The sequence below is a fragment of the Streptomyces sp. NBC_00273 genome (assembly GCF_036178145.1).
Lineage (GTDB): Bacteria > Actinomycetota > Actinomycetes > Streptomycetales > Streptomycetaceae > Streptomyces.
In genome coordinates this window covers 7,983,282-8,001,330 of sequence record NZ_CP108067.1, presented here as the reverse complement: position 1 = coordinate 8,001,330, position 18,049 = coordinate 7,983,282, and the positions used below count along the sequence as shown (strand labels likewise).

Sequence of the window (18,049 nt, the reverse complement as noted above, 5' to 3'; positions counted from 1 at the left end):
CAAGTAGAATCCCTCCACGTGACTGCCAAGCCCCGCATCCCCAATGTCCTGGCCGGCCGCTACGCCTCCGCGGAGCTCGCCGTCCTGTGGTCCCCCGAGTACAAGGTGACGCTGGAGCGGCGGCTGTGGCTCGCCGTGCTGCGCGCCCAGAAGGACCTCGGTATCGAGGTCCCGGACGAGGCCCTCGCCGACTACGAGCGCGTCCTCGAGACCGTCGACCTCGCCTCCATCGCCGAGCGCGAGAAGGTCACCCGGCACGACGTGAAGGCCCGCATCGAGGAGTTCAACGCCCTCGCCGGTCACGAGCACGTCCACAAGGGCATGACCTCCCGCGACCTGACCGAGAACGTCGAGCAGCTGCAGATCCGGCTCTCGCTGGAGCTCGCCCGGGACCGCACGGTCGCCGTCCTCACCCGCCTCGGCAAGCTGGCCGGCGAGCACGCCGAGCTGGTCATGGCCGGTCGCTCCCACAACGTGGCCGCGCAGGCCACCACCCTGGGCAAGCGCTTCGCGACCGCGGCCGACGAGCTGCTGGTGGCCTACGACCGCCTCGAGGACCTGCTGGGCCGCTACCCGCTGCGCGGCATCAAGGGCCCCGTCGGCACCGCCCAGGACATGCTCGACCTGCTGGGCGGCGACGCCGCCAAGCTGGCCGACCTGGAGCAGCGGATCGCCGCCCACCTCGGCTTCGCCCAGGCCTTCACCTCGGTCGGCCAGGTCTACCCGCGCTCGCTCGACTACGACGTGGTCACCGCGCTGGTGCAGCTGGCCGCCGCCCCGTCGTCGATCGCCAAGACCATCCGCCTGATGGCCGGCCACGAGCTGGTGACCGAGGGCTTCAAGCCCGGCCAGGTCGGTTCCTCCGCGATGCCGCACAAGATGAACACCCGCTCCTGCGAGCGCGTGAACGGCCTGATGGTCATCCTGCGCGGCTACGCCTCGATGACCGGCGAGCTGGCCGGCGACCAGTGGAACGAGGGCGACGTCTCCTGCTCCGTGGTCCGCCGCGTGGCCCTGCCGGACGCCTTCTTCGCCTTCGACGGCCTGCTGGAAACCTTCCTGACGGTCCTCGACGAGTTCGGCGCCTTCCCGGCGGTCGTCGCCCGCGAGCTGGACCGCTACCTGCCCTTCCTCGCGACCACCAAGGTCCTGATGGGCGCGGTGCGGGCCGGCGTGGGCCGCGAGGCCGCCCACGAGGTCATCAAGGAGCACGCGGTGGCCTCCGCGCTCGCCATGCGCGAGCAGGGCGCCGAGCGCAACGAGCTGCTGGACAAGCTGGCCGCCGACGAGCGGATGCCGCTGGACCGGGCCCAGCTCGACGCCCTGATGGCCGACAAGCTGTCGTTCACGGGCGCTGCGGGCGACCAGGTCGCAGTGGTGGTCTCCCGCATCGAGGCGATCGCCAAGCAGCACCCGGAGGCCGCCGGGTACGCGCCGGGGTCGATCCTCTGACCCCCGACGAGCTGAACGCCGCCCGCGACCGCGTCCTCCCGGACGTGGTCGCGGGCGGTCTGCGTGTGCTCTTCTGCGGAATCAACCCCGGACTCCTCTCCGCCGCGACCGGCCACCACTTCGCCCGCCCCGGCAACCGGTTCTGGCCCGTCCTGCTTCTCTGCACTTCACCCGTCTGAGTGACATGGCCGTTTAGTTCTCGAACAATCCGCCCGAACTCTACTCTTCCTCCCGTTGCACCAACCTCTGGAACTCAGGGTCGTCCTTCACGGATTCGAACGGTCCGCCTGGACCAGCGTCCTCCTCGGCAAGATCACGATATTTGGGATCCGAGACAACCACAGCAAGCAATTTCAACGCTTCTTCGGCACGGCCAAGGCGCATCTCATTGCAAGCCATGTTGTACATGGCGGAGGCGTAAGTCGGATCCAGCGAGATTGCGCGAAGGTAATATTCTCTTGCGCCGGCAGGGTCGTTAAGATACTTACTTCTAATGACACCGGCGAAATTCAGCGGACTTGGATCATTCGGGGAGAGCTCGGCTGCCTTCATGTATGCACGCTCCGCCTCTGTATACTTGCCAGCCTTCTTAAGCTGCCGAGCAAGGCGTCGGTAGGCGTCGACATCGAGCCGACCACCGGCTTGTTCGAGCTTCTTGACAAGTCTACTTAGATCGGCAATACGCGCTGTCGCGGACTCATCAGGCTCTGCCAGCTCGCCGGTTTCCGGAACCATCAACTCCGTATCAAATTCGCGGATCTTCCTGCTGATGCCTTCCGCTCTCATACTCATCTGAATCTCAGACAGAGTGAGAGCATAAGCCATCCGTAGACGTGTCAGCAGGTACCCGAAGAGAAAGCCAACCACTGAACCGTAAATGATCAACCCGATTCCGAACGCTTGGCTGCTGGCTACGTCCCCCAGTGCGGGTTTGATCGATTCACCCAGCGATTCGAGGGCTTTGGGAATGTTGACTAGCTGCGTGAGTCCGACACCAACAATGATCTTCGTCAGCCAGTCGGAAATCTGGTCCAGGTTGGCGTTCGAGGCGTACTTCAGCAAGAAGACCTGCGATAGTTTGCCGACGCCAGATTCGTTTGGCGGTTGATCAAATGTTCGCGGAAGGCCAAAGATAAACCCCAACAGAGTACCGACAGCGACCGCACCTCCAGCAATAATTACAGCGCTGCCGAAGATTGGCCATGCTTTCGACCAAGGGAATTGCCCCACAAAGAAGGCAATAGCAATTAGCCCTACCGTCAGGGAAGCGAGCGTTCCCAGGATGACAGAGCGAACATGAATATTTCGACCGGAGAACGACTGCTCGACATCTACTGCCACAGGGTAAGTATCAAGGATGTGGTGCCATATAGCGCTATTCGACTCGGCCACATGGACGCTTGAAAACAGCTGCAGGGGTGAAAGCATGACGCATGAGAGTGCTTGGCGCGGCCGGGGGCTTCGGCGGTATGGATTCGAGGCAGCTCACGACGCGGGCACGGCGGTCGAGTTTACTTAGCCCGCCGGAGCTTGGGGATACCGAGGCTGACGCTGGGACGTCGGGCCTGCCGTTCGGTCTCCTCGCGTTTGGCTTGCAGGAAGGTGAGCGTGAGGTTGATGCCTTCGACCTCGCCGAGCCAGTTCTCTTCTTCGGCCCGTCGAAGGCGGGCGAGGAGGTCGGCTTCAAGTTCTTCAAGGCGGGCGAGCATCTTGGGGTTGATGCGGAGCATGGGGCAACGAATGCAAGCGTGTTCATGCTGGCAGGGTGTGCCATAAGGTCGCCCACAGGAGCCGAGTTCGACCTTGCGGCGGTCGAAGTGCTCGTCGAATTCTGCCCATTCCTGATCCGTTGCGTTGCGGTACTCGCCCTCGGGCCGAACGTTGCGTCGTCGATGGAGATGCTCCTGGTAGTGGCGGACTACATCCTCATCGAAGACCGCCACGTATCCACGGGTGGTCTGGATGCTGAGGTGGCCCAGCAAGGCGGCTCCGATATGGATCGGCAGGCCACTGTTGACAAGCTCGGTGGCGAAGATTCTGCGGAAGTCGTGGGGAGTGAACTTCAGTCCGCGGAAGCCGGGGTGGACTTCGGCGAGGGCCTGACCACGTCGGCCGATCATCTCTTGGACGGCGGCCGTGCTGAACACGGCAGGTGTTGTGCCGTTCTGCCGTTGGAAGAGGAACGGCATGGGGGCACTCCACTCTTTGTCGTGCGAGTCATACCGGCTGACAAGTGGGATCGGACGGCCGGTCCGCGTGTGGCGACGAATGATCGATGCGATGACATGGAACAGCTCGGCGGACATCGGAATGACGCGCTCACGGTCCGTCTTCGACGGGGCGACCACCAGCAACGCGATGACCTCGCCGTTTGCCCGTTGGTATTGGCGAACGCTCAGGTGGGTAAGTTCGACGAGCTCTTCCACCCGCACTCCGGAGTGCCTCAGGGTCTCTACCATGGCCCACTCCCAAAAGGCCGCTTCCTCCTCGGTCCCGATGTGATTGATCTGGCCGGTGGCTTCCTCGATAACGCGTGTCGGAACCGCGTCGCCGTGGCGGAGGAGCTTGCGGTCGGATTCCGTAGTGACGCGGCGGTACTCGGTCCCGTCGTGAGTGAAAAGTTCGCCGTCCGAGGCTTTGTTGGCACGGTCCAAGAGCAGGCGGGCATGGTCATAACGCATCTCCACATGTTCGACCAGGACCGGCAGCAGCGGCTGTCGTTGGCGGGTGCGGTTGGCTGAGCGTTCGTTGATCCGGCGGCGGCGGGTGCCGAGACCGTGTAGTTCGCTGGGCGGGACGGGGCAGGGGGCGACCCACGCGGCCCAGCGTTCAGGCTCTTCGGCGGCCCAGGTGTGGAGGTCGTAGTAGAAGCTGCGGACCGCGATGATGATGCTGTCCTGGCCGGCGCGAGGCTTACCGTTGTCCTTGACCATGATGGTCTGCCGCCAGGCGGCATAGTGCTCGGGAGAAATCCGCAGATCGGCCTGTTCAGGGTTGACCCGCTCGATCCGCTCCCAGAAGTGATGGGCGACCAGCAGGACGAGTTGCTTCAGCGTTGAGTAGTCCGTGTCGACCCTGCGTCGTGTGAAGTAATCAATCAACAATCCCCGCACCGACCGGTTGCGGATGGGGTACTGATCGACCAATTCCTCGACGGTGCGCTGGCCTCGCATCAAAGCGGCCCTCAGCGTGACCGGTGTCGAGGGCGGGAAGTGCCCCATGGCGTGCAGGACGTTCCACATCCCCTGGCCCACCAACCGGTTGGCCACTGTGTTCCCCGGTTGGAGAGCACTGCGAGCCCGACGGTTTTCCTGGGTGAAGTGCAGAACGGCGGCCGGCGTCACATCGCTGAGTCGGACCCCCTGGACTGCGAGCAGAGTGCACATCTCTGACAGCGCCTCCCTGCGGTGGATGTGCCGCAGTGGGTGCGCTTGGACCTGCGCGGCGTACTTGTGCAGGAGCGGGTCGTCCTGGGCAGCGACGAACATCGGCGCGAAGTTGTGCAGGACGTTGCGCCGGAAGGTGAGCAGGGACGGCTGAATCACGCGCAGGCAGTAGAGCGCCCGGACACCAGGAGGGATGGCCATACCTGTAGTGCGTCGGGTGCCCAGAGTGTTTGCACCGACCAGCCCTTGTCCGATCGGACTGGCATCCCATCGTTCCTGCCACGTCTGGCCGGGGAAGTCGAGTAGGTATTTCAGCACGCAGCGGGTCGCTTGGGCACGCTGGCCACGGGTCGACTTCCCCGCGTCCTCCCACAATGTGGCGGCGAGCCCGCCGATGTGGGCGATGGAGGCGACGGACAGTTCCCCATGCGGGCGGGGCGGAACCGCGGCGACGGCTGCTTTCGGCTTGATCGGTCCTCCGACGAAACGGCTGGCGAATTCAAGCCCCTCGGCCACCGGGCCGTGCCGCCGGCTAGCGCCCGTCGTGGGGCTGAGCTGGGACTTAGGCACCGAACACCGCCGCGATGTCGGCAGCGTCATAGCCGGTGGGGTAGCTCCGTTCAACGCGCGGGGTGTTGTAGTGCTCGGTGAGCTTGTCGAAGAGCTCCTCGACACGCACCGCCAGATAGCGACTGGTCGTCTGGATGTTGGCGTGCCGCAGGATGGCCTGCACCTCGGGCAGCGTGAGCTTGCCGCCGTTGGCCATGCGGCTCGCAGCGGTGTGCCGCAGGTCGTGAAGCGTCCAGTTGGTGGCCAACTCCTTGTTGGCGCGCTGGAGGATGCGCCTCATGGCCCAGTAGGACAAGGGCCGATCTGCCCCTCGGCGAGCTCGCCACAGCGGCTCGTTTGCGGGCGGAGTGCCGGTCTCGTCGAGGTAGCGGGCCAGCCGCACGAATGCCTGCGGCGAAGCCGGGATGGCCTGGCGCTCCCGCGAGCCTTTCGAGATCACGTAGATACGCTGGCCAGCCCAATCGAGGTCGCCGATACCGACGCCGAGCAGTTCCTCGGCCCGGGCACCGCTGGAGACATAGAACTCCAGCAGTGCGCGGTCACGCTCACATCCCATGCGCTCGAACAACTCATCCCACAGGTGATCGGGGATCGACCTCGGCGGTCGGTCTGCCACCTTCTGTCGCAGCCGGGACCTGCCCAGAACCGGCCGGGGCTCCAGTGGACTGCGATGGGCCAAGGCCCGGCGTCGCTGCGGGGAGACCGGAACGGGGTTGGTGACCGGCCCGTTGCCCTGATGAGCATGGAACTCGTAGAACCCGCTCACCACCGACAGGGCGTGGTTGATCGTCCGTGGCGCGTAGCCGGCACGGAGGACCGGCTTGCCGGTGCGCAAGTTCACCGAGCCCGGAGCAGGGCTGTCGGCCGACTTCCGCTGCCGCTGAGGGTTCGACGCCGTCCGCAGCCATCCGGCCAGGACCGCCGTTTCGGCCTCGGTCGCCCTCTCCCAAGCGACCCCGAGCAGCCACAGCAGTCGGAACCAGCGCAACAGGCCATAACCGTAGCTGCGGATCGTCAGCGGACTGCTGTCGCTCAGGGCCAGGTCTCGCAGGTACGCGGTGGCCGGCTTGATCTCGTCGTCGTACCCGTTAACGACGACGTACGGAGGGTGCACCCACCTCGCCGGAATCACCGCCCCGACGCGGGGAATGTCCGCGCGCCCCTCCATCAGTTCGTGCCGCAGGTCCACTCGTGCTCTCCTCATTGATCTCGGGAACCAGCACCGAGACCAACGAGGAGAGGCAGTGCAGATAACTGTGCACCTCTCGGGCTTCACCCCGCGCCGCCTCGCCCCCGCGGAGCAGGAAGAGCTGCTGACCTACCGTCTCGGCATCACCAACGTCGTGGCCCGGGCCACGGCCCGCGCCGACGAACTGAGCGCCGAGGAGTTCCGCGAGGGGGGCCGCATCCTGACGGCCAAGGTGGAACTGCTGCGCCCCCAGTGGCTGGCGGTGGTGGGAGTGACCGCCTACCGCACGGCCTTCGGCGAGAAGAAGGCGCAGATCGGCCCCCAGGAGCGCACCATCGGCTCCACCCGGATCTGGGCCCTCCCCAACCCCAGCGGTCTCAACGCCCACTGGACCGCCGAGTCCATGGCCCAGGAGTACGCCCGCCTCCGCACGGCCGCCGAGGCGGACGAGGCACCCCCTACGGCGGGTCGGTGACGGTGACCCCTGCCATCAGCTGGTATGGGTCCTGGCCGGCCCACTGCGCCACGTAGACCACCAGCCAGTGGGCGCCGACCCGCCACAGGTGCACGTGGTCGGTACTGCTGCCCAGCTCGTCCCACGGCTGCGGTATCTCCTCCCCGGCGAATCCGCGGTCCCTCAGCGTTCCCAGGCTGAAGACCTGCGGCTCCCCCCACCGGTCGGTCGCGGCCTGGGCGAGCGCCCCGTACTCGGCACCGATCTGGTCGGCTGCCTCGATCCGGCCCGAGCCGTCGTCGTCCCAGAAGCTCCGCGTCCGGGCGAGCTGAACCAGGTGGAATCCCGGGCCGCTGCTGTTTCCTCCGGTCCGGACCGGCTCGGGCGGGAACTCCTTCTCCCGGAGCCGGTCGATCGTGTCGAGGTGCTCTGCCGTGGTCATACCGTCAGTATCCCGAGGGCCACTGACAACTGGCCCGGCGTCACGCGTCCCGGCGGCGTACCGCCAGCAAGCCCCCCAGTACCGCGGTCAGCGCCCACAGCGCCAGCACTCCCAGCCCGGCCCACGGGCCGAGGTCGCCGTACTGCTGGCTGCGCATCATCGCCTGCCCGGCTCGGTCCGGCATGAACTGCCCCACCCCGTCCGCTGCCGCGCCCACGATGAAGGACACCATGACGACGAAGGGTATGAGGATGCCGAGGACGGCCACCCCGCTGCGCAGCACCGCCGTGAGCCCGGCCGCGAACAGCGTCATGAGGGTCAGGTAGAGACTGCAGCCGACAACGGCCCGCACGGTACCGGGGTCGCCCAGTTCAAGGGCGTCCTGCCCCATGAACGATTGCCCGGCCACGAAGGTCAGCCATCCCGCGAGCTGGCCGGCCACGAGGACGAGCGCGACCAGCATCGAGAGCTTCGACCAGTAGAACCGCGTGCGGTGGGGCACAGCGGTGAGGCTGGTGCGCAGGGCTCCGTTGTGGAACTCGGCGGAGAAGGCGGTGGCCCCGAAGGCGATGGCCGCGATCTGGCCGAAGTTGAGCCCGTAGAAGGCCGCGAGGAGCGGGTCGTCCCCCATGGCGCCGTCTTCGGCCCCGCCCAGGGCCGCAGCCGCCAGCGCCTGGACGCCCACGGTGAGGACGAGGACGGATATCAGCGACCAGAACGTGCCCCGGAGGGACCTGATCTTGATCCATTCCGAGTGCAGTACGGGGATCGTGGGCAGTGCGGCGCTCATGGCGAAGCCTCCTGAGGGTACGGGAGCGGGTGGACGGTCAGTGGGCCGCGCTGAACTGCGCGTGATCGGCGGTGAGGTCGAGGTAGGCCTGCTCCAGCGAGGCGCGCTCGTCGGACAGTTCCAGCAGGGGAACCCCCTCGCGGGCGGCCAGGGTGCCGAGCTGCTCGGCCCGTATGCCCTCGACGGTCCATCGCCCGTCGTCGGCGGCCACCAACTCGAGGTCGTCCCGGGCCAGCGCGGCCCGTAGCCGGACCGGGTCGGAGGTCCGCAGGCGCGCTCTCGGGGTGCTGCGGGCGTCGATGAACGACTCCATCGAGGTGTCGGCGAGCAGCTTGCCCCTGCCGAGCACGACCAGGTGGTCGGCGAGCGCCGAGGTTTCCGACATCAGATGGCTGGAGACCAGGACGGCGCGTCCTTCGGCAGCGAGGGAGCGCATCAGCTCGCGGATCCAGATGATGCCCTCGGGGTCGAGGCCGTTCGTGGGCTCGTCCAGCAGGAGCACTCCGGGGTCGCCGATGAGTGCGGCGGCGATGCCGAGGCGCTGGCGCATGCCGAGCGAGAAGGACTTGATCCGCCGCTTCGCGACGGCGGCCATGCCGGTCTGCTCCAGGACCTCGCCCACCCGGCGCATCGGGATGCGGCCGGCGGCGGCGAGCAGGCGGAGGTGGTCGTGGGCGGTGCGCCCGCCGTGGGCCGCCTGGGCGTCGAGGAGGGCGCCGACCCGGTGCAGCGGGTCCTTCAGTTCCAGGTACCGCCGGCCACCGATCGTGGCCGTGCCGGATGTGGGCCGGTCCAGGCCCAGGAGCAGGCGCATCGTGGTGGACTTCCCCGCGCCGTTGGGGCCCAGGAAGCCGGTCACCCGCCCGGGCAGGACGTCGAAGGTGAGGCCGTCCACCGCACGGTGGGTGCCGTAATGCTTGGTGAGTTCTCGGATCTCGATGCTGTTCATGGCTCAAGACTCGCCGCCGGCCCCACCCCCTCCCCTCCCCCGTGCGAGGGTGGCGTCTCCCCCACGTGGGGGAGACGGTCGTGAACAGGGCGCTGCCACCATGGAGTCATGAACCGACTGCTGCGCGCCCCGTTCCAACCAGTGACCTATTCACGCTGGTTGCACCTCTGCGTGCCGCTGCTGCTGCTGGCGGTATGGATGTTCATCATGCCCCGCTGGCCCTGGGTGCCGCTGCTGCTCGTCCTGCCGTTCGGGCTGGTGCCCTGGGTGCGGCTGGCGGAAGGCCTCCAGGCGCGGTTCCTGCTCACGCCGTACGACCGCGACTCCTCCGACAGCGCCATAAGCCTCGCCCCGTCGGCCCACTGGGGGGACCGCTGGCGAACCGTGCTGTGGCTGGAGACGCGGATGGTCATCGCGGTCGGTGCGTTCGGCGCCACGGTCTGGCTGTCGGCCATGCCCGTAGAGCTCGTCGCGATAGCGATCGGCCATCCCATGGGCCCGGACCACTTGCTGCCGTTCGTACCCGGGCGCTGGGCCGCCGCACTGCTCGTGCCCGTGCCGCTGGTCGTACTCATCGTCATCGTGGTCCTCCTCGGCGAGTTGATCACCACGGCCGCCACCCGCCTGCTCGGCCCGTCCGCTGCCGAACGGCTGACCGCGCTGGAAGCACGCACGGAGCAACTGCTGGAGCGCACCCGCATCGCGCGGGAGCTGCACGACTCCATCGGGCACGCGCTCACCGTGGCCGTCGTGCAGGCGGGGGCGGCGCGCGCCGCGGGTGATCCCGCCTTCACCGATCGGGCGCTGTGCGCGATCGAGGAAACGGGCCGGGCCGCGCTGGAGGATCTGGAGCGGGTGCTGGGGGTGCTGCGGGAGTCGAGTCGGCCGCCGTCGCAGTGGCCGACGCTGGCGGAGGCCGACCGGCTCCTGGAGTCGGCCCGGGCCTCCGGCTCCGTCGTGGACGCGCAACTGACGGGATCGCTGGAGAAGTTGCCGGAGCCGGTCACCCGGGAGGGTTACCGGATCCTGCAGGAGGCGCTGACCAACGTACTGCGCCATTGCGGCCCGGTGCCGGTGCGCGTTCGGGTGGAAATGACTGCGGGCCGACTGGACCTGGAGGTGACGAACCCGCTGCCGGAACGCCCCGGTGTTACGGTCGGCGGCGGCAGCGGCTTGCGCGGGATCCGGGAGCGGGCCGCGCTGCTCGGCGGCGAGGCCGAAACCGGTCTGTACGAGGGCGGTTGGAGAGTGCGCGCCCGGCTGCCGCTGGAGCGAATACGCTGACCGGATGCCGGTTACCGTACTGCTCGTCGACGACGAACCCCTGGTGCGTGCGGGTCTGCGCGCCGTCCTGGAGGCCCAGCCCGACATCGAGGTGGTGGGTGAGGCGGCCGATGGGGCCTCCGTGATCCCGCTGGTCCGACAGTTGCGGCCGGATGTGGTGGCGATGGACGTGCGGATGCCGCTCCTCGACGGGATCGAGGCGACCCGTGCGGTGCTGCGGACGGTGGACTCCCCTCCGAAGATCCTCGTGGTGACCACCTTCGAGAACGACGAGTACGTCTACCAGGCGCTGCGGGCGGGAGCGGACGGGTTCCTGCTGAAGCGGGCCCGGCCTTCGGAGATCGTGCACGCGGTACGGCTGGTGGCGGAGGGCGAGACGCTGCTCTTCCCGGCGGCCGTGCGGGCCCTGGCGGCGGAGTACGGCAACCGGCAGGCCAGGGCGACGCTGGAGCGGGCCGCCCTGACCGAGCGGGAGGAGGCGGTGCTGCGGCTGATGGCGCGGGGGCTCACGAACGTGGAGATCGCCGCCGAGTTGATCATCGGCACGGAGACGGTCAAGTCCCACGTCAGCGCGATCCTGGCCAAGCTGGGGGCGCGGGACCGGACGCAGGCGGTGATCACGGCGTACGAGTCGGGGTTCGTCTCGCCCGCATGAGGGAAGGTCTGCTTCCGGCCGATGGGGGGCTGCTTCTCGCCGACGCATCGGGCGGGCAGTACGATCCGGCTGACAAGCTCGCTACCTGGGAGGACACACGTTGGGGCAGCTGACCGGCGGGGACCCCTCTCTGCTCCGGCGGATCAATTCCGCCGTGGTGCTGCGCGCACTGCGGACGGCCGGATCACCGACCCTCACCGACCTCACACGGCTGACGGGACTCTCCCGGCCGACCGTCGAGGGTGTCGTCGAGGGACTGATCGCGACCGGGCTCGTCGTCGAGGCGGACGCGGAGGAGGGCGCGCGACGGCAGGGCCGCCCGGCCAGGCGGTTCCGCTTCCGGACCGAGGCGGGTCACCTGCTGGGCATCGAGATCGGTTCGCACCGGATCGCGGTGCTTCTGTCGGGGCTGGACGGCCGCGTCATCGGTGCCGGTACCAAGGACGTCGCGGAGACGGCGTCCGCCGACGAGCGGCTGGAGCGGGTACGGGCGGCAGTGGCCGATCTGCTGCGCCGCGCCGGGGTGCCACGGGGCTCGCTGCGGGCGGTGGGCGTCGGCAGCCCCGGGATCGTGGAGGCCGACGGCACGGTCCGCCTCGGCACCGCGCTGCCCGGCTGGACCGGGCTGCCGCTCGGGGAACGGCTGCGGCGCTCGTTCCGTTGCCCGGTCCAGGTGGAGAACGACGCCAATGCGGCAGCGGTCGCCGAGCACTGGAAGGGCGCTGCGCGGGACACCGGCGACATGGTGTTCGTGATGGCAGGCCTCAGCCCCGGCGCCGGCTCACTGATCGGCGGCAGGCTGCACCGGGGCTTCGGCGGGGCGGCCGGCGAGATCGGCGCCCTGCACCTGCTGGGCCGTGAGGTCACGCCCGAGCGGTTGCTGTCGACCACCGGTGAGCCGCTGCATCCGCTGGACGAGGCCGCCGTCGCCGAGGTCTTCGCGATGGCCAAGCGGGGCGACGAGCGGGCAGTGGCCGCCGTGGAGCGGTTCCTGCAACGGCTGGTGCACGACGTGGCGGCGCTGGTCCTGGCGATGGATCCGGAGCTGGTGGTCGTCGGCGGCTGGGCGGCCGGGCTGGACGGGGTCCTGGAGCCCCTCCGCCAGGAGCTGGAGCGCTACTGCCTGCGCCCGCCGAGGGTGGCCCAGTCCATGCTCGGCGAGGCCGCGGTGGCGACCGGTGCCCTCCGGCTCGCGCTGGACCACGTCGAGGAGGAGCTCTTCGCGGTGGAGAAGACGGTCACGGCCCGCCGCTGACCCCGCTTCGCACCCTCCCGTACGCGCCGCTACGGCCCGGCCCCGGCAACTGGTTGCCGGGGCCGGGCCGTAGCTGAGTCACACGCTCAGCAGGATCGGGGACCGGGTCGGGCCCCTGACGGTGTCAGGAGGCGACGCGCGAATCGTGGGTGATCTCGACGTTGCCCGAGTCACCGAAGGTGAGGCGGCAGGTGTCCGCGCGGTAGGTGGCCACCGAGACCGCCGCCGTTCCCGCGGAGGTGAAGTAGCGCGTGGTGACCAGGAGCACCGGGGCGCCGGGCAGGCGGTCCAGTTCCTTGGCGTCGTCGGCGCGGGCGGAGCCGAGCTCCACCGAGCGGTCCTGGCCGTCGAGCACCAGCCGCTGCAGTTCGCGCAGGACGGCGCGGGCACGGGCCGGTCCGGCCGGGGCCTCGATGGCAGGGAGTCCGGGCACTGACGCGGCGGGGACGTAGAGCAGTTCGGCGGCGACGGCCTGACCGTGGGTGACCCGGGTCCGGCGCACCGTGTGCACCGGCTGGTCGGCGGCGAAGGCGCCACCGGTACCGAGGAGTTTCAGCACCGCGGCCGTCGGCAGGGTCTCGGCCGCGTCGAGCGGCTCCCAGCCGTCGGCGCTCTCGCCGGGCCAACCGTGCTGCGCACTGCCCACGGCGACACCGACGCGCGGCGGGGCGACGGTGGTACCCACGCCACGGCGGCGCTGCAGCCGGCCTTCGAGCTCCAGCTGCTCCAGCGCCTGACGCAGGGTCGCGCGGGCGACACCGAAACGGGCCGCGAGGTCACGCTCGTTGGGCAGCACCTCGCCGACGGCGAAGTCCTGGTCGAGCGCCTCGCTGAGGACGGTCTTGAGGTGCCAGTACTTCGGCTCCGGTGCCGTTTCGAGCTGCGTGGTCCCCACCCTGACTCCTCCTGCCATCGCTGCACTCGCCGTGTGTTTCAGCGGCAGTTCCGCGCCTTTGTTTATTAAAGGTTCCTGCACTATCCCTGCGACGATAGGACGACGCACCCCCTTGGTCAAGACCAATGCTCATACCTTTGCCGGGCAGAACGGGCATACGTATCAAGCCGTTCACGGGATGTTCTCGTAGGCACGGAAGGCTTGTAGTCAAGGGCTACCGGACGGTAATCATGGCGGTAGGCACTACTGACATCCTGTCTTGCACGCGTCCAACCGACGAGGAGCAGCATGACCGCCACGGTCTCCTTCACGATCGATTCGCCGCTCGGCCCCCGCCCCACCACCGTCGCCTACGAGCGCAAAGGCGCCGGCGAACCGCTTCTCCTGCTGCACGGCATAGGCCATCACCTCCAGGCCTGGCACCCGGTGATCGACATCCTGGCCGCCGAGCACGACGTGATCGCCGTTGACCTGCCCGGCTTCGGCGTCTCGGAGCCCCTGCCCAAGGGCGTCCCCTACTCCCTGGGGACCGTGGCTCCGGCCCTCGGGGCACTCTGCACGGCCCTCGGCGTCGAGCGCCCGCACGTCGCGGGCAATTCGCTCGGCGGTCTGCTCGCCCTGGAAATGGGCCGGAGCAACCTCGTCCGCTCCGTCACCGCCCTCTCCCCCGCCGGGTTCTGGACCGAGGCCGAGCGCCGCTACGCCTTCGCCACCCTCCTCGCGATGCGCGCCGGCGCCAAGGCGCTGCCGCTGCCCGCCGTACGACGGCTCGCGCGCACCGCCGCCGGCCGAGCCGCGCTCACCGGCACCATCTACGCCCGCCCGTCCCGCCGCCCGGCCGAGGCGGTCGTCGCCGAGACGCTCGCCCTGCGCGACGCCACCGGTTTCGAGGACACGCTGGGCGCGGGCGGCTCCGTACGGTTCACCGACGACGTGCCCGGCATGCCGGTCACCATCGCCTGGGGCACCCGCGACCGGCTGCTGCTGCGCCGCCAGGGCATCCGCGCCAAGCACACCGTCCCCGGTGCCCGTCTGGTCCGACTCCCGGGCTGCGGCCACGTCCCGATGAACGACGATCCGGCCCTCGTGTCCCGCGTGGTGCTCGACACGGCCCGCAGCGTGCGGCTCGTGGCCGCCTGAAAGGTCGACCTCACCGACCGAACCGACTGAACCAACCGAACCAACCGAACCGACCGAACCGGCCAAACACCTGAACAGATGAACGAATGAGCGGCTGACGGTTGTTCATCCGCGGTTCGCGTGGGCGACGCGGCCGGGCCGGTGTGCGACGGCACGCTGGTCCGACCCGTCCTCGCCGCCCCCCAGGAGACGTACCGATGGCATCGATCCCGCACACCCGACGGTCCCTCATCGGCGGTTCCCTCGCCCTGTCCTCCGCTCTGATCGCCGCCCCGGCGCTCGCCGCCCCCGCCTTCGCCCGCTCCGGCCGGCCGGGCGCGCTGTGGGGCGTCCAGTCCGGCGAGATCACCGCCCACTCGGCCACCGTGTGGACCCGTTCCGACCGCCTGGCGCGGATGTACGTCGAGACCTCCCCGAGCGAGGCCTTCCGCTACGCCGTACGCCGCCACCGCGGCCCGCTGCTCGGCCCGTCGAGCGACTTCACCGGAACCACCGTGCTGCGCGACCTGCCGCCCGGCCAGCAGATCCACTACCGGGTCGTCCTGACCGACCCCGACGACCCCCGCCGCAGCTCCCCGCCGGTGCACGGCACCTTCCGCACCACCCCCGTCTCCCGCCGCCACGACGTGCGCTTCCTGTGGTCCGGCGACCTGGCGGGCCAGGGCTGGGGCATCAACCCCGACCTCGGCGGCTACCGCGTCTTCGAGGAGATGCGGCTGCGCAACCCCGACTTCTTCCTCTTCAGCGGGGACACGATCTACGCCGACGGGCCGATCAAGGCCACCGCCCCACTGCGCGACGGCAGCCTCTGGCGCAACGTCACCACCGAGGAGAAGGCGAAGGTCGCCGAGACGCTCGCCGAGTTCCGGGGGAACTTCCGCTACAACCTGCTCGATCGCAATCTGCTCGACTTCAACGCCCAGGTCCCGGTCCTCGCGCAGTGGGACGACCACGAGGTGCGCAACAACTGGTACCCCGGCCAGCTCATCGACGACCCCCGATACACCGTCAAGGAGGCCGACACCCTCGCCGCCCGCGCCCGCCAGGCCTTCGGGGAGTACTTCCCCGTCACCGATCTGCGCGGAGGCCGCGCCGAGGGCCGGATGTACCGGGTGATGCGGTACGGCCCGCTGCTCGACGTCTTCGTGCTCGACATGCGCACCTACCGGAACGCCAACTCCCCCGGCTCCCAGGCCGAGGACCCCATCGGCATCCTCGGCCCCGAGCAGCTCGCCTGGATCAAGCGCGAGCTGTGCCGCTCGCGCGCCACCTGGAAGGTCATCGCCGCCGACATGCCCCTGGGCATCGTCGTCCCCGACGGGGCCGCGAACTTCGAAGCCGTGGCCCAGGGCGACCCGGGCGCTCCGCTGGGCCGCGAGCTCCAGATCGCCGAACTCCTGCGGCACATCAAGCACCAGCGCATCACGGGCACCCTCTGGGTCACGGCCGACGTCCACTACACCGCCGCGAACCACTACGCACCCGAGCGGGCGGCCTTCGCCGACTTCGCACCGTTCTGGGAGTTCGTGTCCGGCCCGATCGGCGCCGGCGGCTTCCCGGCCGGGCGGCTCGACGCCACCTTCGGCCCTGAGACGGCCTACGTGCAGTCGGCTCCCTTCGCCAACATGTCACCGTCCGAGAACCCTCCGTACTACGGCGAGGTCGACATCGACGGCGGCAGCGGGGAACTCACCGTCCGCCTGCGCCGCCAAGGAGGGGGCGTACTCTTCACCCGGACGCTCCAGCCCGGGCGCGTGGGACAGTGACGCCCTGAAGTCACCGGAAGCCCCCCGTACTCCGCGGGGGCCTCGGCCTCTCCGACCTTGCAATCCGGAAATGGCCCCGAAAACTGGGTGAAATCGGCCAGATGGACACTTAACCAGTCGGTCACAGATCGTTCGTGATCACGCAACACCCCTGCGCCACAGTGGTGCGCATGACTGACCGTAACCCCGCCTCCGCCCACCGTCCCCACCGTCACCACTGGCGCCGCGACGTCGTCGAACTCGCCGCGATGTTCTGCGCCGTCGCGGTCGCCGACGCCATCGCCAATCTCGTCGTGCACGGCCCGAGGGGCCCGGTCCTGCTCGTGGCCTCGGCCGTCGTACTCCTGGTGACGGCGGCCTTCCACACCTGGTGGGCACGGCGCCACAGCCATGCGCCCCCGCCCCGGAGCACAGCCCCCGGCGATCCGGAGCCGCTCCCGTCGGCGACTTCCGACACGGCAGCGAGCGCGCCCACGACCGCCGGCAGCAGCACCGCCCTCTGGCGGATGCGCACGACCGTCCGGGACGAGCCGGGCTCCCTGGCCGCCCTCTGCACCGCCCTCGCCCGCAACGGCGTCGACATCCTGACCCTCCAGACGCACCCGCTCCCAGAGGGCGGCACGGTCGACGAGTTCCTGCTGCGCGCCCCGCAGGAACTGCCCTCCGCAGACCTCACCCGGGCGATCTCCCGGGCCGGCGGCCACAGCACCTGGATCGAGCGCGCCGACGCCCACGACCTGGTCGACACCCCGACGCGGGTCCTCGGCCTCGCCACCCGCACCGCCCTGGACGCCGCCGAGCTGCCCCTCGCCCTGCGCCAGCTGCTCGGCCGCTGCACGATCCACTCGATCCCGGCGACCACCCTCTCCGGCCGCCCCAACGCCGGCGCGGACGCCCCGGTCGAGGGGGTCCTGGAGGCCACCGTCATGCGGCTGCGCGACCCCTCCGGCGGTGCGATCACCGTGGAGCGGCCCTACCTTCCCTTCACCCCGACCGAGTTCGCCCGGGCCCGCGCCCTCGTCGAACTCGACGCCCGGCTCGGCCCCCGCGTCCCGCGCAGTCAGGACGTACTGACCCTGCCCGAGGGCAACGAGATCACCGTGCGCCGCGCCGACGGCTCCGACCGAGCGGCCGCCCGGGCCATGCACGACCGCTGCTCCGAGCGCACGCTGTCGCTGCGCTACCACGGCCCCGTGAGCGACGCCGACCGCTACCTCGGCCACCTGCTGAGCCCCCGCTTCGGCCGCACCCTCGCCGCGACCACCGCCTCCGGCAAGCTCGTCGCCCTCGGCCACCTGTTGTGGGACGGAGACGAGACCGAGGTCGCCCTGCTCATCGAAGACGACTGGCAGCGCCGCGGCATCGGTTCCGAGCTGCTCCGCCGACTCCTCGCCATGGCCGTCGAGGCCGGGTGCGACAGCGTGTACGCCGTCACCCAGGCCTCCAACACCGGCATGGTCGCCGCCATGCGCGGCCTCGGCCTCCCCCTCGACTACCAGATCGAGGAGGGCACCCTGGTGATCACGGCCCGGCTGGACGCGACCCCGGTCAGCTCCCGGCTGCCCTACGAATTCCCCCGCGAGCTCCCGCAGGCACTCCCGCGCGAGCAGTCGGCTCCGCGGCGCCGCGCCTGACGACCCGTCCGGAGCCGGGCCCCGACCGGGCTCCGACCCGGCCCCGACCAGGGCCCGGCTCCGGCGGGATCCGGCCAAGCTGCGCGCGCCACGTCCCCGAAGGCCATGACCTCCGGGACGTGAAGTGGCTTGTCCAGCACGGTGGTTGAAGATTTTTCGCACGCACTACCGGCCCCGCTCCGGCCCGC

15 protein-coding genes and 1 pseudogene are annotated in these 18,049 nt (G+C 69.5%); 9 read left to right on the top strand and 7 right to left on the bottom strand.

Annotated features, from left to right (window positions below; all coding sequences use genetic code 11):
• Positions 1–18: 18 nt before the first annotated feature.
• Complete coding sequence (gene purB / locus OG386_RS35820) at positions 19–1,452, top strand: adenylosuccinate lyase (protein ID WP_328791526.1); 1,434 nt, start codon at positions 19–21, stop codon at positions 1,450–1,452.
• A pseudogene (locus tag OG386_RS35815) lies at positions 1,449–1,607 on the top strand (uracil-DNA glycosylase family protein); the annotation flags it as partial. The gene purB and the pseudogene OG386_RS35815, both read left to right, overlap by 4 nt.
• A 64-nt stretch (positions 1,608–1,671) precedes the next feature.
• Here the strand turns inward: OG386_RS35815 and OG386_RS35810 are convergent.
• The 3 genes from OG386_RS35810 to OG386_RS35800 all read right to left on the bottom strand — a co-directional run bounded on the left by OG386_RS35810 (position 1,672) and on the right by OG386_RS35800 (position 6,597).
• Positions 1,672–2,793: a tetratricopeptide repeat protein gene (locus OG386_RS35810; RefSeq protein WP_328791525.1), complete on the bottom strand. Its 1,122-nt coding sequence runs from the start codon at positions 2,791–2,793 to the stop codon at positions 1,672–1,674.
• A 170-nt stretch (positions 2,794–2,963) separates the two neighbouring features.
• The gene (locus OG386_RS35805) at positions 2,964–5,438 is read right to left on the bottom strand and encodes a tyrosine-type recombinase/integrase (protein ID WP_328791524.1); all 2,475 of its coding nucleotides are present in this window, start codon (positions 5,436–5,438) and stop codon (positions 2,964–2,966) included.
• Positions 5,401–6,597: a tyrosine-type recombinase/integrase gene (locus OG386_RS35800; RefSeq protein WP_328791523.1), complete on the bottom strand. Its 1,197-nt coding sequence runs from the start codon at positions 6,595–6,597 to the stop codon at positions 5,401–5,403. The genes OG386_RS35805 and OG386_RS35800 overlap by 38 nt, the downstream gene beginning before the upstream one ends.
• 13 nt (positions 6,598–6,610) lie before the next feature.
• Between OG386_RS35800 and OG386_RS35795 the strand changes: the two genes are divergently transcribed.
• The gene (locus tag OG386_RS35795; protein ID WP_443053326.1) at positions 6,611–7,072 is read left to right on the top strand and encodes a mismatch-specific DNA-glycosylase; all 462 of its coding nucleotides are present in this window, start codon (positions 6,611–6,613) and stop codon (positions 7,070–7,072) included.
• On the opposite strand, the gene OG386_RS35790 is transcribed toward OG386_RS35795, so the two are convergent.
• Genes OG386_RS35790 through OG386_RS35780 form a run of 3 tightly spaced genes read right to left on the bottom strand, consistent with a single transcriptional unit; the run spans position 7,056 to position 9,232 of the window.
• Complete coding sequence (locus OG386_RS35790; protein ID WP_328791520.1) at positions 7,056–7,493, bottom strand: hypothetical protein; 438 nt, start codon at positions 7,491–7,493, stop codon at positions 7,056–7,058. The genes OG386_RS35795 and OG386_RS35790 overlap by 17 nt on opposite strands.
• Positions 7,494–7,533: 40 nt before the next feature.
• Complete coding sequence (locus OG386_RS35785) at positions 7,534–8,283, bottom strand: ABC transporter permease (protein WP_328791519.1); 750 nt, start codon at positions 8,281–8,283, stop codon at positions 7,534–7,536.
• Between the two features lie 37 nt (positions 8,284–8,320).
• Positions 8,321–9,232: an ATP-binding cassette domain-containing protein gene (locus OG386_RS35780; RefSeq protein WP_328791518.1), complete on the bottom strand. Its 912-nt coding sequence runs from the start codon at positions 9,230–9,232 to the stop codon at positions 8,321–8,323.
• A gap of 108 nt (positions 9,233–9,340) precedes the next feature.
• Between OG386_RS35780 and OG386_RS35775 the strand changes: the two genes are divergently transcribed.
• The 3 genes from OG386_RS35775 (at position 9,341) to OG386_RS35765 (ending at position 12,426) form a co-directional block, all read left to right on the top strand.
• Positions 9,341–10,516: a sensor histidine kinase gene (locus OG386_RS35775; RefSeq protein ID WP_328791517.1), complete on the top strand. Its 1,176-nt coding sequence runs from the start codon at positions 9,341–9,343 to the stop codon at positions 10,514–10,516.
• A 4-nt stretch (positions 10,517–10,520) separates the two neighbouring features.
• Complete coding sequence (locus tag OG386_RS35770) at positions 10,521–11,171, top strand: response regulator (RefSeq protein ID WP_266599050.1); 651 nt, start codon at positions 10,521–10,523, stop codon at positions 11,169–11,171.
• A gap of 100 nt (positions 11,172–11,271) precedes the next feature.
• Entirely contained in the window at positions 11,272–12,426 is a 1,155-nt protein-coding gene (locus OG386_RS35765) for an ROK family transcriptional regulator (RefSeq protein ID WP_328791516.1), read from the top strand.
• A gap of 124 nt (positions 12,427–12,550) precedes the next feature.
• Here OG386_RS35765 and OG386_RS35760 read toward each other — a convergent pair whose 3' ends face one another.
• Positions 12,551–13,321, bottom strand: coding sequence for a GntR family transcriptional regulator (locus OG386_RS35760; RefSeq protein WP_328791515.1), 771 nt, complete (start codon positions 13,319–13,321; stop codon positions 12,551–12,553).
• Positions 13,322–13,609: 288 nt separating this feature from the next.
• Between OG386_RS35760 and OG386_RS35755 the strand changes: the two genes are divergently transcribed.
• From OG386_RS35755 to OG386_RS35745, 3 genes are all read left to right on the top strand, one after another.
• The gene (locus OG386_RS35755) at positions 13,610–14,461 is read left to right on the top strand and encodes an alpha/beta fold hydrolase (protein WP_328791514.1); all 852 of its coding nucleotides are present in this window, start codon (positions 13,610–13,612) and stop codon (positions 14,459–14,461) included.
• Between the two features lie 197 nt (positions 14,462–14,658).
• Positions 14,659–16,227 carry an alkaline phosphatase D family protein gene (locus tag OG386_RS35750; protein WP_328791513.1) on the top strand — a complete coding sequence of 523 codons (1,569 nt, stop codon included), beginning with the start codon at positions 14,659–14,661 and terminating at the stop codon, positions 16,225–16,227.
• Between the two features lie 170 nt (positions 16,228–16,397).
• Positions 16,398–17,861, top strand: a complete 1,464-nt coding sequence (locus tag OG386_RS35745) for a GNAT family N-acetyltransferase (RefSeq protein ID WP_328791512.1) — start codon at positions 16,398–16,400, stop codon at positions 17,859–17,861.
• The last annotated feature ends 188 nt before the right edge of the window (positions 17,862–18,049 follow it).

Bases quoted from the DNA above. Each gene is read 5' to 3' on its own strand.
- OG386_RS35755 (WP_328791514.1), top strand. From the start codon at position 13,610: ATGACCGCCACGGTCTCCTTCACGATCGATTCGCCGCTCGGCCCCCGC.
- OG386_RS35770 (WP_266599050.1), top strand. From the start codon at position 10,521: ATGCCGGTTACCGTACTGCTCGTCGACGACGAACCCCTGGTGCGTGCG.
- OG386_RS35805 (WP_328791524.1), bottom strand. From the start codon at position 5,438: ATGACGCTGCCGACATCGCGGCGGTGTTCGGTGCCTAAGTCCCAGCTC.
- OG386_RS35750 (WP_328791513.1), top strand. From the start codon at position 14,659: ATGGCATCGATCCCGCACACCCGACGGTCCCTCATCGGCGGTTCCCTC.
- OG386_RS35745 (WP_328791512.1), top strand. From the start codon at position 16,398: ATGACTGACCGTAACCCCGCCTCCGCCCACCGTCCCCACCGTCACCAC.
- OG386_RS35775 (WP_328791517.1), top strand. From the start codon at position 9,341: ATGAACCGACTGCTGCGCGCCCCGTTCCAACCAGTGACCTATTCACGC.
- OG386_RS35790 (WP_328791520.1), bottom strand. From the start codon at position 7,493: ATGACCACGGCAGAGCACCTCGACACGATCGACCGGCTCCGGGAGAAG.
- OG386_RS35785 (WP_328791519.1), bottom strand. From the start codon at position 8,283: ATGAGCGCCGCACTGCCCACGATCCCCGTACTGCACTCGGAATGGATC.
- OG386_RS35780 (WP_328791518.1), bottom strand. From the start codon at position 9,232: ATGAACAGCATCGAGATCCGAGAACTCACCAAGCATTACGGCACCCAC.